Genomic DNA, 13,559 nt, shown 5'->3' with positions numbered 1-13,559 from the left:
TCTCCATAAGAGAAATTCGATTAGCTCGAGTTTCATTTGCTGGCATCAATTAAGATACTCATTTTGTTTGTGTCACCGTTAGGTGCACAAACTGTATTTCGTTAACGTTTTGCTGTTCAGTTTTCAAGGTTCATGTCGCAGTCGCTTTCTTGACTGTTCTATTACTATATCAGACGTATTTTAAACTGTCAACAACTTTAGACAACCTTTTTCAATTTCTTTTCCCTATCTTTTAGATTCGATGCAATTAACGCCTTCAAAGGGAAGCTTGTAGAATAGAAAAAACCGCTCCCCTATTGGTCTGGGGAACGGTTTATTATTACTTGATATAGATGAAATACAAAATGAAGATCACAAAGAGTCCGTACATTATCGGATGAATTTCTTTTCTTCTACCGCTTACTAGCATCGTAATAGGATAGAAAACAAAACCTATTGCGATACCTGTTGCGATACTATACGTCAACGGCATCGCGATAATCGTAAAGAATGCTGGAACTGCGATTTCGAAACGAGTCCATTCTATATTTCCTAATGTCGACACCATCAATACCCCTACGATAATCAAAGCCGGAGCTGTAACTGCCGGTGTGATGACTAGTAGTAAAGGCGAGAAGAATAATGCTAGTAAGAACAACAGCGCCGTTACAATAGAAGCAAAGCCTGTTTTGGCACCCGCCGCAACACCTGCTGTAGATTCAATGTAAGAAGTGGTAGTGGATGTACCCATTACTGCGCCTGTTACGGTTGCTAAGGAATCTGCAAGCAGTGCTTTACCAGCACGTGGAAGACGGTCTTCCTTCATTAGACCTGCTTGTGTAGCAACTGCAACTAGTGTTCCAGCTGTATCGAAGAAGTCTACGAATAGGAATGTGATGACGATCACTAGAAATTGTGTTGTCATCAAGGAACCTGGGTCGCTAATGATCGCATCGAAAGCTGCACCAAACGTAGGAGCGACTGATGGAATTTTATCTACTACCTTATGTGGCACATCTATTAGACTGACAGCCATACCTAAAACCGTGGTCATGATCATCCCATAAAAAATAGCGCCTTTGATTTTACGTACCATCATGATAATTGTGATAACTAAACCAAAGATCGTTAGTAATGTAGGTCCCGCTGTTAAATCACCCAAGCCTACTAACGTATTTTCATCCGCCACAATAATCTTGGCATTTTGTAGTCCGAGGAAGGTAATAAACAAACCTATACCTGCACCTACCGCAAATTTCAGCTGTGCCGGTATTGCATTGATGATCATTTCTCGTAACCCAGTTAATGAAAGAACGATAAAGATTAATCCAGAGAATAATACTCCAGTCAATCCTGTTTGCCATGGTATACCGTAAGTCAGTACTACAGTGAATGCGAAGAATGCGTTTAATCCCATGCCTGGTGCTAAACCTATCGGATATCTGGCTATCAAACCCATAAATAACGTTCCTACAGCAGCCGCAAGTGCAGTAGCAACAAATACTGCACCTTTATCCATACGCATGGAATCAGGCAAATCAGGTACAACATCCAAAGATAACATGATTGGATTTACCGCTAAAATATATGCCATCGCCAAAAACGTAGTAATTCCACCGATGATTTCGCGACGATAATTGGTGCCCAGCTTATCAAACTCAAAGTATTTTTTCATTGTGACCTTCCTTACTCTTAGTATGTAAAAAGAGGCACGCGAAATAAATTCGCATGCCTCTTTTTTAATCCAATAGAAAATATATTTCTATTTTGAATCGTAGTCGAAACATTTACGGTGTTTCGGTAGAGACTTCTAGGCCTTATTCCTAGCGTTATACGATCATATTCTGTTGTTTAACTTATTCCCACTCAATAGTGCCAGGTGGTTTCGCTGTAATATCATATACAACACGATTAACCTGATCAACTTCAGTTGTAATTCTCGTACTGATTTTTTCCAGTACATCGAAAGGTATACGAGCCCAATCCGCTGTCATGCCATCTACTGAATGAACCGCTCTGATACCAATCGCATAGTCGTAAGAACGTTGTTCGTTACGAACACCTACACTGCGGATATTCGGTAATACCGCGAAATATTGCCAGATTGAACGATCGAGTCCAGCTTTTGCGATTTCATCACGTAAAATAAAGTCTGCATCGCGAACGATTTCAAGCTTCTCTTCCGTAATTTCACCAAGCACACGAACCCCAAGTCCCGGACCTGGGAATGGCTGGCGGTTAACGATTTCTTCAGGCAAACCAAGTTCTGCTCCTACCGCACGTACTTCGTCTTTAAACAACGCACGTAATGGCTCGATCAACTCGAAGTCCATATCTTCAGGCAAACCACCCACGTTATGGTGAGATTTAATAGTTGCAGAAGTCGCAGTTCCACTTTCAATGATATCTGCATAAATCGTACCTTGTGCTAAATATTTGATGCCGTCTAGTTTAGCGGACTCTTCGTCAAACACGTAAATAAATTCATTACCAATAATCTTTCGTTTTTGCTCAGGGTCTGTAACACCCTCCAGCTTATCCAAGAAGCGTTCGCGCGCATCTACTTTAATGAAGTGCATGCTGAACTGTTCGCTGAAAGTTTTAACTACACTTTCGACTTCGCCTTTACGAAGCAATCCGTGGTCCACAAAAATGCATGTCAACTGATCGCCTATTGCACGGTCAATCAAAGCAGCTACTACTGAAGAGTCAACTCCGCCACTTAGCGCGCAAAGTACTTTACGATCGCCAACTGTTGAGCGGATCTTCTCGATTTCAATTTCAATGAACCGATCCATAGTCCAATCGCCTGAAGCTTTACAAATTTCAAATACAAAGTTACGCAAGAAGTCTTTCCCGTTTTCCGAACGATAATCTTCCGGATGGAATTGAATCGCATAGATTTGCTGTTCGTCATTTGAAATTGCTGCAATATTACCAGTTGAATCTTTTGCAGATGCAGTAAAGCCTTCAGGTAATTCTGCAATGTCAGCACTATGGCTAACCCAGACATTTTGTTTGTCCGTCTGACCAGCAAATAATGTAGACGTCGTGTCCACTGTCAACGCTTCTTCTTTGCTTTCGCCACCTGTATTCTTTTCTACCTTACCGCCTAAATGATCGACGATTACTTGAGCTCCGTAACTGATGCCCAATACAGGAATACCTAACTCGAATATTGCCGGATCGATAGCATACGCTTTCTCGTCTCCAACAGATGCTGCACCGCCGGAAAGTACGATACCGACTGGATTCATTTTTTTAATTTCCTCAATTGTCGTTGTATGTGCGTGTAACTCACTATACACACCGAATTCGCGGATTGTACGCGTGAAGAGCTGATTATATTTACTGCCGTAATCGAGAACTACAATTTTTTCTTGTCCGGCTAACACAGGAGCATTTGACAACTAATCCACCTCTTCCAATTTTTTAATACCATTTCATGCCTCAACTACAAAAGACGCGTTAGAAAGTCAACTTTCCACGCGTCTTTTCCATCAAAGAATCCAGGTACTGCTATTCGATGATAGCTGACGTTCGTTAGTGCTAGATATGTCGAGGACATTTCAAGCATCATCCGCTCTATATTTTACGCATATTTCGCTAAAAAATCAACATGTTGTGCTAATAATTAAATCTTCCCATACTTCATTCAACTTATCCCACTCTTGGGACTGCCAATCATTACCATATACTCCTATCTCATACGCACGAGTCAAGACTGCCATTCGATCTCCGCCATACCGTTTATCTACAAGTATTGCGTAGTTGGTAAGCGTCATTGCAGTATCCTTTGGCAAGCCGGTACGGGCAAGTTGTTGTAATAACTGTGTAAATTGCTGTTCAAATTTCACGTGCCCATTCGGTAATTTCCTCAATTGTTTTATACGTCGTTTCGGCAACCAATTGCTCCGTTTGCTATATAAAACGGCACTAGCCCCTATTATTAACCCTAGTAAGGATACGTAAAGCCACCATTGACTCAACAACCATAGAAACTTTTGTTTGAATGCGTCGAACATTGACGAATTTATTGTTTTCTTAGGAGGCTCTTTCACTTTTTCCACTTCAGGCTTCACAGATTTCTTAACTTCCTCTTGTTCTAGGTTTTCGTTCGAAGTATCGAATTCGATCTCTGTCGGATGTGTAAAACCAAGTGTCGGCTCAAACGGCATCCATCCAATTTCAGGAATATATGCTTCCACCCATGAATGCGCCTCATCATTCGTCACGCGATAGACATTTTTTCCCGATGCTTTAAATGCCATTTCGCCAGGTGCAAATCCTTTCACCCATCGCGTCGGTATATTTACAGACCTGAGCATGACTGCCATCGAAGTGGAGAAGTTATCACAATACCCCTTTTTCGTGTCGAATAGAAACTGATCCACATAGTCCTGTTCTTCATTAGGTATTGGAACATTTTGTGTCTCATAAACAAAACCGTTCTTTTTAAAATACTGTTCTACAGCTTTCACTTTATCATAGACCGCGGTTTCATTTTCTGTAATCGATACAGCTAATTCTTTCACCCGTCCCGGTAATTCTGCAGGAAGTTGCACATAGCTAGTTAAATCTTCCGGTACCATCTCGTAATTCACCATCTCTGTCTTCTGCAAATCTGACAGGATGTATGTAGGCTCTACGAACTCCATTTCATACTGTGTAATCTTTTCCTGCAGACCCATCAACAAATATAGTCTGTTCGCCGTTATCTCGTGCATGAGGTTCAAACCTTCAGGTGAGGAAATTTTCGTCGTGTCATATGGTGTAGCTAGGAATGGCAATGGTTCAACGAAATCGAGTACAGCATGCGACACTTCTCCTTCTATAGGGAATCCCCATAATTCTTCACCTGTATCCAACAGCTCTTTATCTGATTCTTTATCTTGTATCCAGCCTTTAGATGTATATGTATCCTTCGTTTCTATACGCCAATATTGACGTTGTTCAACAGACGCTTCAAACACCAATTGATTGTCTTGGACGAAAGCTCCACCTAGTTGCGAATCGTCAGGGTCATAACCAGCTTTAGCTTGTCCTTTATCGAATTCCTCTTCCATTCCGCTTAATGATAATAAGTATGGTACGGGATCTGGCCATGCCGGGGGATAAATCGGTGCATTTCTTGATAGCAATCCAACAGATACTACAATTAGCACCACCGGCAATGAAAGCAGAAGTAATTTTTTCGGACGAAGTGACCACCCTTCATCATCTGATAATTTAATTAAAGTTAGGCAACCTACAATCAATAAGCCTACCATCATAATTCTCACAATAGACGAAGTAGCATCATACGGAGTGAACGTATCCAAAAGTGCTACAAATACGATTGTAAAACCAAAGAACATCATCATACTACGTCGTACCTCAATCCAGTGACGAAGTAAATAGGCGATCATCCAAACTAGCGTAAACAACAATAACGTACGGAATAAATTTGATAATTCACCGAGCTCACCTTGGAATAACAGCAAGACATTCTGTTTTATATCTTGCAAAATATAGCCTGTCACCTCTATAGATATCCATAGTTGATCAAAATACATATAATGAATAGCCCATAATACATAAAGAATCTGGACCGCTCCACTGATCCACCACGGTAGTCGAAGTAAAGCCAACGCAAAAAACAGTACTAAATAGACGATGAATAATGAAGGATGTCCAAAATCCGTTAAATCCATTATCGGGATAAACCACTCCCATAGCAAAACGGAACTAAGTGCATATAAAAATATCAGCACTTTCCAATCCAATATCGATTTCCTCATGATTTCACCGCCTTTTTCAATGCTGATGAACAATCAGACGGATAAATCAATTTCACGGTAATACCGAGTAATTTTACTTGATCTATAATAGATTCAAGTGATTTTTTATTCGTTTCATCTGTCAACATCACAAAACAAACTATTGCGGACGCATCAGGAGCAAACGTCAACACACGACGGATGAAATTTATGCGCAGATCCCCTGTAATAAGCAATAACGCATCTCGAGACACCGCTTTTCCTACCGGCAACCTTACTTGTTGTATGTCTGTTGGTTGAATTTTCGCAAGATGTACTAATGCTTGCCTAGTCTGATCTGCGGATTGTATCAAGGGAAACACTTTCGGCTGTTCACTCGCTGTGATCATGGTCAGCTTGGCATGATGCTGCCTAGCGGATACAACAATCGATGCAGCTAACTCCACCGCACTTTCAAATGTTTCCGATATTCCGCAATCCATCAACAACGTATGTTGCTCCGATCGCTGTTCATCAAATTCCTTTGTCATTAGTTTTGAAGTCCGGGCAAATGATTTCCAATGAATCCAAGACATGCGGTCCCCTGGCGCATATTCCCTAACACTAGACGGTGTGGTTGCATCCTTCACCAGCATGTAAGCGGAAAGTTGCTGTCCTTGGCTCGTCCCATTAGATGCCGATTCATACACCATAGCTGTTACACTTGGATAGACTAAAAAGTGGTCTTGAACTACAAATACCCTTTTTTTACGAATCCAATTGAAAAAGTCTACTACTTCCACTTCTACTGTTGGCAATGTGTATTCGCCACGTTGTACATTCTTCAGCAAATAGTTGTACTCATATGTTCTTCGAAATCCTAGCAGTATAATTTTCCGTTCCATTTTTTCGCGCTTCGCATGCACTCGTTTATCCATTAGAACTACATATAGTAAAGGGAAAGGGAGGTTCCTTTTAAGCACCACACGAATGGATACCTGCCCATTCCTTGATACATGTCGTTTTTCAATATTTCGTTCAACCGTTAGATCCCGTAACGGATACAAATATAGAAGCACGGAGTATGTCACAAACGGGATCAACGTATAGAAAATGAACCAGCTAACGAAGCCTCCTTGAAATTTTGCGAAGACGTAGGCAGCTGTACCAATTGCTATGACACTTGCGAAACGTCCGAATGATCGCAATCCATTCATAAGGTTGCAGACCCGCGCATTACCGGAACTGGCAACTGTTTGAGGATGTGGCTGACAATTTCCTCAGCATCAATTCCTTCATATTTCGCTTCAGGAAGCAAAATCATCCGATGTGAAAAGGCAAATGGCGCTAAATATTGTACATCGTCAGGCAATACGAACATGCGCCCTTTGATGAATGCATAAGCCTGACAAGCTTTCATTAATGCCATCGAACCTCTTGGACTTACACCTAAAGAAACCGATTCATGCTGGCGAGTTGCATCTGCACAATCCACAATATAAGAAACTATCGTATCGTCTACTGTCACTTCACGCACATGACGCTGTAATTCCAGTAATTCATCCACTGTCAGAATAGCGTCAATTTGCTCGATTGGCGTTTGGTGTTCCGCCCTTTTCAATAACTCCACCTCATGCTGCTTTGTCGGATAACCCATTTTCAACTTAAAAATAAAGCGATCAAGCTGCGCTTCCGGTAGCGGATACGTCCCTTCATATTCAATAGGATTTTGTGTCGCCATTACGAAAAACGGTTTCGGTAATTGAATAGTCGTTCCATCTACTGTAATGGATGCCTCCTCCATCCCTTCCAATAAAGCAGCTTGTGTTTTAGGTGATGTTCGGTTAATTTCATCAGCCAATACGATATTCCCAATTAAAGGCCCCGGACGAAATTCAAATTGCATCGTCTGTGGATTATAGATCGATACGCCTGAAACATCAGAAGGTAACAAGTCCGGCGTGAATTGGATCCGCTTGAACTTAGCACCAATCGAAGTCGCAAGCGCCCTTACTAGCATCGTCTTGCCAACGCCTGGTACATCTTCTAGTAATACGTGACCGCCAGCTAATAATGCCGTTATACTTAACTCCGCTATATCACGTTTACCAACAATAACCTTTTCAATATTGTTTAATACTCGTTCGATCCATTGTGAATGCATAATTGTTCTCCCCCGTCACGAACTGAATCCATCTTTTTATATGAAACTATCATACCTGAAACGCATAACCCCGACAAACAGAAAAACTGCCGACCCTTTATCCAATAAAAGGTCGGCAGTTTTCATTTCCAAAATTCATCAAACACTGTGATAGGCAAGTGCCGTTTATGTGCTGATTTCAAATAATGTCCTTCAATTTGCTTACGTGCTTCGTCCGATACTTCTTTTCCTTCGAGATAGTCATCGATTTCATCATACGTCACACCTAATGCTACTTCATCCGGAATGGCGGGTTTATTGCCTTCCAAATCAGCTGTAGGGATTTTATTGTATAAATGTGGTGGACAATCTAGCGCTTTTAATAATTGTTTACCTTGGCGTTTATTCAGTCGATAAATCGGCATCAAATCCGCTGCACCATCACCAAACTTTGTGTAGAAGCCAGTGATTGCTTCGGCTGCGTGATCTGAACCAAGAACAACAGAGTGATGAACGGCCGCTACGGAATATTGCACTTTCATACGTTCACGTGCCTTTTCATTCCCTTTATCAAAATCGGAAATATGGAGACCTGCTTTGATTAGAGTCCGTTCACTAGCATCCACTGCTTCTTTAATATCGACTGAATAGACGACGGACGGACGGATAAAACGCAATGCATCCTGGCAATCGTCTTCGTCAAACTGCACACCATATGGTAAACGGAGTGCATAAAATCTGTACTTTTCTTCTCCTAACTCTTTGTTAAGTTCGTCAACGGCCATCTGTGCTAACTTGCCAACTAATGTAGAGTCTTGCCCTCCGGAAATACCTACTGTAAACCCTTGTAAAAATGTATTCTTTTTCATATATGCTTTCATAAAGTCAATGGAAGTCCGAATCTCTTGCTGCGGGTCGATTTCCGGTTTCGCACGTAATGCTTGGATAATTTCTAGCTGCAATGTCAACGCTACCACTTCCTTTTCATCGCTTTGTATAGATCTCTACCATTTCATGCACTTCTTCTATATTACGTCTCTTATTGTCCCAACACTTCTGACTAAGATCGACAGGATACTCTTCCGGGTTTAATGAACGTTTATATTCCTCCCATAGTAGGGTAAGATTTCGTTGTGCAAATTCACGAATTTCATAAACTGGCGGATTTTCATAAATAATTGTTCCGTCTTGGATAACTTGTTCGTGTAAGTTTACCGCTTCAAAATTCGTCACAAACTTCGAGATAAATGTATGAACAGGATGGAACATTTTGATGCGTTCTTCCTTCGTCGGATCCTCGTCATGCATCGTAATGTAGTCGCCTTCCGCTTTACCATTTTCGAGGTCAATGATTCGATACAGTTTTTTGCGGCCGGGTGTTGTCACTTTTTCTACGTTTGCCGAAATTTTAATCGTATCTTGCATTTCTCCATCTTCGCTTTCAATGGAGACAATTTTATAGACCGCTCCAAGCGCCGGTTGATCATATGCCGTAATCAACTTTGTTCCAATACCCCAGATGTCTACTTGGGCTCCTTGGGCTTTCAAGTTCAAAATTGTATACTCATCCAAGTCATTGGATACAACGATTTTCGCATCTGGGAAACCTGCTTCATCTAGCATGCGGCGAGTTTCTTTTGACAAGAACGCAATATCTCCACTGTCCAATCGGACGCCGATGAAATTAATGCTGTCTCCGAGTTCTTTTGCTACTTTGATCGCTGTTGGAACACCAATTTTCAATGTATTATAGGTATCCACTAAGAATACGCAGTCTTTATGACGCTGTGCGTAGACTTTAAATGCAGTGTACTCATCTTTATAGGCTTGTACGAATGAATGAGCATGTGTTCCCGAAACAGTCAGTCCGAAACGTTTGCCTGCACGTACGTTACTCGTAGATTCTACGCCACCAATAACCGCGGCACGCGCACCCCAAACCGCGGCATCCATCTCATGCGCACGGCGGCTCCCGAATTCCATCACAATATCATCTTTCACTACTTGTTTAATACGGCTAGCTTTTGTGCTGATTAACGTTTGATAGTTAACGATGTTTAGCAATGCTGTTTCGATCAACTGCGCTTCAATCAGGTTCGCTTCAATTCGGATAATCGGTTCATTCGCAAAAACGAGTTCTCCTTCTTTCATGGAGTAAACGTCTCCCGTGAAACGGACGCCTTTTAAATAATCAAGAAAGTCATCGGCGAAACCTAGCTCTTCTCGTAAATAAGCTAAATCGCTTTCTGTGAACGAAAACTCTTCGAGATACTTTAGTACATGTTCAAGGCCGGTAAATATCGCATAACCGTTACCAAATGGAATTTTTCTGAAATACACTTCAAATACCGCTTTCCGTTCATGAATACCGTCCGCCCAATATGATTCAGCCATATTGATTTGATATAGATCTGTGTGTAACGCTAAGCTGTCGTCTTTGTATGATGAAGTCATAGTCGTCTCCTTCTTCCGCTGCAATAATATTGTCATTATACACTATTTTCCCTATTTCTCAGCAAAGTAATCATCAACTGGGGAATCGATTTCAGAAATATAACTTTTTTGAAGCTCGTAAAAAAGTTCATAATGGAAATGTGAATGTGGAGGCAACGTTGTTCGACGTTTTCGGCAGATGCTTTTCTGAGTGCCTAACTTGCCAAATGCGTTTAGGTGAAAATATATGCTCCTAACGCTTCGCTTGATCTACTTCATAAAAAAAGACAGATGAAGGACCCGATTCATTTCCGAGTTCAGCCTCTGTCTTACGTAATCATTTTTCAGCAATCTTCTATAACGATATATGATGCTTTGATAGGACCGTGAACGCCGATAACGAGGTTCATTTCGATATCTGCGGAGTTGCTTGGACCTGTGATGAAGTTGATGCAAGACGGAACTTGCTCACCGTTGTTTAGTTTTTCTCGAATCATATCTGATGCTTGGGTAATTCTTGGAACTAGCGTACTTTTAGGGATTAAGGCAATATAATGCGTTGGGAGCAAGCTGACTGAACGACCTTTGTCTGCACTACTGAATAGTACGACGGTACCGGATTCCGCGAGGGTCATGTCGCTGAATGTGATGCCGATATTTGCTCGTTCAGCTAATTCAATATTCTTCTCTCCGAGCGAAGAATTCCAACTATTGACTTCAATCTGTTCCGAAGGCCATTTTGTCTCTAGCAGGTCCGATAATCCATACTCCCCAAAACGTTCATCTTTCCATAGAGATAGCGGTCCGCCACCGTATGCTTTTACGACTTCATCCAGCGCAACCGGTAACAATTCTTTTGTCGTTTCGACGATATCAGTATGAATTTGCTCACATTGCACACGTAATACTTCGAGTAAATCATCTATAGAAGCATCTGCTAACACAGTGCGCTGAGGTTGATGTTTCCATATCGGTTTTTCTACTTTCTTTTTCGGTTCGCGACCTAATTGTGCCGCAATCTTATCTAGAAAAGCATCGCGGTTTTGTATCGATCCTACCATGCTTATTTGCCTCCTTTCTGATCATAAAACCAGTCTCGGAAACGCGTATTTCCGACAGCCGGGAACTCCCGTAAGTCTGTCCAGTCTTTCAGTGGACCTGGACCTTTTGAAATCCGGTCATTTTTCGTCAACGGTTTCATCGCGGTAGATGCTACCTTTGAGCCCATAGAGTACAACGGATTGGAAGAAGCACCGATCCCGAATGCTTTCATTGCCAGCCTCTCTGAAATAGGTGATCGGCCTTCTTCTTCCACCATGATGCGACGGTGTGAATGAAGTAGTTCGTGAAGAGGGATTTTCACCGGACAAGCATCCGTGCATGCTCCGCATAGCGTGGAAGCAAAAGGTAGCTCCTTGAAATCGTCGTAGCCTCCAAGCAACGGCGATAGCACAGCACCAATAGGGCCCGAATAAATAGAGCCGTATGAGTGCCCGCCAATATGGCGATAAACGGGACACACGTTGACACATGCAGCACATCGGATACATTGCAACACGGACTGGAATTCTGTCCCTAATATTTCAGAACGACCATTGTCAACAATGACTAAATGAAATTCTTCAGGGCCATCCACGTCCCCTTCATCTCTAGGACCTGTTAACGCCGTGACATAGCTCGTCAATTTTTGACCTACTGCACTTCGCGTCAATAAGCTGACCAGTACTTCGAATTCTTCAAATGAAGGTACCACCCGCTCCATACCCATTACCGTAATTTGAGTTTTCGGCAATGCGGATACAAGTCGTGCATTCCCTTCATTCGTCACAAGACTAATCGAGCCTGTTTCAGCTATCGCAAAGTTACAACCTGTAATACCTATGTCTGCATCCAAGAATTCTTGACGCAGTTTTTCACGTGCATGCAAAGCTAATTCTTCCGGTTTAGATGTATTGTGGTAGTCAAGTTTTTCCGCAAATACTTCGCGAATTTGTTCTCTGTTTTTATGAAGTGCTGGCGCTACGATATGAGAGGGTGGATCATGATCATCTACTTGAAGGATATACTCACCTAAGTCTGTCTCAATGACTTCGCATCCAGCTTCTTCTAGAACATTATTCAGATTGATTTCTTCCGTTACCATGGATTTCGACTTCACAACTTTTTTGCCCTCTTTTTTCTTGATGACATCTCGAATATACTCACTAGCTTCTTCAGCGGTCATCGCAAAGAATACATGACCGCCACGTTGTGAAACATTTTCACTTAGCTGATGTAAATAATAATCTAAATTTTCAAGAACATGCTGACGAATTTCTTCCCCATGTGAACGCCATTCTTCCCAACTACCTAACTCCTCTGCAGCATCGAGTCTTCTTCCATGCAAACGTTCTTGTGCGCTCGCCACTGCCTGCCTCATGAAATCATCTGAAATATTATCCTTTGTACGATCTGTAAAGTTTTTCTTACTGAACTTCATCGCCATTGCTATCACCTCACTTTTTTGATTTACTCATGACTATTCAATACTTGCGCGATATGCATAACACGGATAGGCTTGCCTACACGTTCTGCTCGTCCGCCAATATTCATCAGGCAACCACAGTCCGCCCCAATTAAATAATCTGCTTCAGTCGCCATGGCACTATTCACCTTCTCATCTACCATTTGTTCAGAGATATCTCCCATCTTCACGGAGAATGTTCCGCCAAATCCACAACAATTATGTGCATTGGGTAAAGGGATCATTTCGAGTCCTTCCACTTGATTCAATAGCTTTCTTGGTTCTTCACTTGCGCCTAGTAATCTCGTCATATGGCAAGACGGATGATAAGTGGCCTTTCCCATCAATTTAGCTCCAACGTTTTCCACTTGCAATACATTGACAAGAAACTGAGTGAACTCATACGTTTTATCTGCCAACTCTTGCGCTCTTGGTAACCAATTGGGATCATCTTTGAATACATCAGGATACAATTTAAACATGGTGGCACAAGATCCTGAAGGCGTGACAACATACTCCGCATTTTCAAATGCCTTGATCATATTCTTCATTGCCGATTTGGAATTTTCTACATAACCGCTGTTATAAGCAGGCTGTCCGCAGCAAACTTGCCCCTTTGGAAACGATAATTCACAGCCTTGTCTTTCCAATACTTCTACCATGTCTTTGCCGGCTTCTGCATAAAACATGTCTACAAGACATGTGATAAATAAGCTAACCTTCATTTCACTTCACCTCTTCGCTAAAATACTTCACACAGTCA

At 41.8% G+C, this 13,559-nt stretch carries 10 protein-coding genes and 1 riboswitch; all 10 genes read right to left on the bottom strand.

Translation table 11 applies throughout. The features are described 5' to 3' along the window. Positions 1-319: 319 nt before the first annotated feature. Entirely contained in the window at positions 320-1,654 is a 1,335-nt protein-coding gene (locus CSV64_RS09585; RefSeq protein ID WP_099634404.1) for an NCS2 family permease, read from the bottom strand. Positions 1,655-1,734: 80 nt separating this feature from the next. Next, positions 1,735-1,836: riboswitch (purine riboswitch) on the bottom strand. Further along, positions 1,836-3,389, bottom strand: a complete 1,554-nt coding sequence (gene guaA, locus CSV64_RS09580) for a glutamine-hydrolyzing GMP synthase (protein WP_369823519.1) — start codon at positions 3,387-3,389, stop codon at positions 1,836-1,838. It overlaps the preceding riboswitch by 1 nt. A gap of 204 nt (positions 3,390-3,593) precedes the next feature. Then, a complete protein-coding gene (locus CSV64_RS09575) occupies positions 3,594-5,759 on the bottom strand; it encodes a transglutaminase-like domain-containing protein (protein WP_099634403.1) in 2,166 nt (721 codons plus the stop codon). Then, a complete protein-coding gene (locus CSV64_RS09570; protein WP_099634402.1) occupies positions 5,756-6,934 on the bottom strand; it encodes a DUF58 domain-containing protein in 1,179 nt (392 codons plus the stop codon). Before CSV64_RS09570 ends, CSV64_RS09575 begins: the two co-directional genes overlap by 4 nt. Continuing rightward, complete coding sequence (locus tag CSV64_RS09565) at positions 6,931-7,881, bottom strand: AAA family ATPase (protein ID WP_099634401.1); 951 nt, start codon at positions 7,879-7,881, stop codon at positions 6,931-6,933. Before CSV64_RS09565 ends, CSV64_RS09570 begins: the two co-directional genes overlap by 4 nt. A gap of 122 nt (positions 7,882-8,003) precedes the next feature. After that, the gene (gene nadE, locus CSV64_RS09560; protein ID WP_099634400.1) at positions 8,004-8,828 is read right to left on the bottom strand and encodes an ammonia-dependent NAD(+) synthetase; all 825 of its coding nucleotides are present in this window, start codon (positions 8,826-8,828) and stop codon (positions 8,004-8,006) included. 16 nt (positions 8,829-8,844) lie between these two features. Then, on the bottom strand, positions 8,845-10,314 hold the full coding sequence (locus CSV64_RS09555) for a nicotinate phosphoribosyltransferase (RefSeq protein ID WP_099634399.1): 1,470 nt from the start codon (positions 10,312-10,314) through the stop codon (positions 8,845-8,847). Between the two features lie 323 nt (positions 10,315-10,637). Continuing rightward, entirely contained in the window at positions 10,638-11,354 is a 717-nt protein-coding gene (locus CSV64_RS09550; protein WP_099634398.1) for a LutC/YkgG family protein, read from the bottom strand. A gap of 2 nt (positions 11,355-11,356) precedes the next feature. After that, the gene (locus tag CSV64_RS09545) at positions 11,357-12,778 is read right to left on the bottom strand and encodes a LutB/LldF family L-lactate oxidation iron-sulfur protein (RefSeq protein WP_099634397.1); all 1,422 of its coding nucleotides are present in this window, start codon (positions 12,776-12,778) and stop codon (positions 11,357-11,359) included. Positions 12,779-12,801: 23 nt separating this feature from the next. Then, positions 12,802-13,521, bottom strand: a complete 720-nt coding sequence (locus tag CSV64_RS09540; RefSeq protein WP_099634396.1) for a (Fe-S)-binding protein — start codon at positions 13,519-13,521, stop codon at positions 12,802-12,804. Positions 13,522-13,559: the final 38 nt, after the last annotated feature.

Source organism: Sporosarcina sp. P32b, assembly GCF_002743335.1.
Lineage (GTDB): Bacteria > Bacillota > Bacilli > Bacillales_A > Planococcaceae > Sporosarcina.
Note: the sequence above shows the minus strand (reverse complement) of the source record. Positions and strands in the feature narration are given on the sequence as shown.